General features: G+C 50.2%; 2 tRNA genes and 1 other annotated feature. Both genes read right to left on the bottom strand.

The features are described from left to right. Positions 1–233: 233 nt before the first annotated feature. Positions 234–309 (bottom strand) — tRNA-Ala (locus tag PU683_RS22070). 108 nt (positions 310–417) lie between these two features. Continuing rightward, positions 418–494, bottom strand: a tRNA-Ile gene (locus tag PU683_RS22065). A gap of 86 nt (positions 495–580) precedes the next feature. After that, positions 581–713, bottom strand: a sequence feature (16S ribosomal RNA rRNA prediction is too short). Positions 714–849 lie beyond the last annotated feature (136 nt).

The following is an 849-nucleotide window of genomic DNA, read 5'->3' as shown; positions in this document are numbered from 1 at the left end:
GTCCTTCATCGCCTCTGACTGCCAGGGCATCCACCGTGTACGCTTAGTCGCTTAACCTCACAACCCGAAGATGTTTCGAGAACATCATCAGTTGCGAAAATTTGAGAGACTCACGAACAATTCGCATTGTTCAGTGTTTCAATTTTCAGCTTGATCCAGATTTTTAAAGAGCAAAACTTCGCAGCACACACAGAATGTGTACTCTGAAGTTTTCAGGTGTCGGACAGTGAAGATGGTGGAGCTATGCGGGATCGAACCGCAGACCTCCTGCGTGCAAAGCAGGCGCTCTCCCAGCTGAGCTATAGCCCCATCGTAGTTAAACCTCATAAACCGTAATTTCTGTTGAGGCAAGGCGTGGTGACACGAAGCATACTTCAGGTATGTGAGTGTCGCCGCAACGCAGCATCAGCAGAAACTTGGTAGGCCTGAGTGGACTTGAACCACCGACCTCACCCTTATCAGGGGTGCGCTCTAACCACCTGAGCTACAAGCCTGCAGAGATTTTCACTGCTCGTTATTTTTCATCAGACAATCTGTGTGGACACTGCAGGGAAAGGTTCTTTAAGGTAAGGAGGTGATCCAACCGCAGGTTCCCCTACGGTTACCTTGTTACGACTTCACCCCAGTCATGAATCACAAAGTGGTAAGCGCCCTCCCGAAGGTTAAGCTACCTACTTCTTTTGCAACCCACTCCCATGGTGTGACGGGCGGTGTGTACAAGGCCCGGGAACGTATTCACCGTGACATTCTGATTCACGATTACTAGCGATTCCGACTTCATGGAGTCGAGTTGCAGACTCCAATCCGGACTACGACGCACTTTATGAGGTCCGCTTGCTCTCGCGAGTT

It is taken from the genome of Candidatus Kosakonia sp. 282A-S69 (assembly GCF_029433855.1).
GTDB lineage: Bacteria > Pseudomonadota > Gammaproteobacteria > Enterobacterales > Enterobacteriaceae > Kosakonia > Kosakonia cowanii_A.
This window is presented reverse-complemented; position numbering and strand designations above follow the sequence as displayed.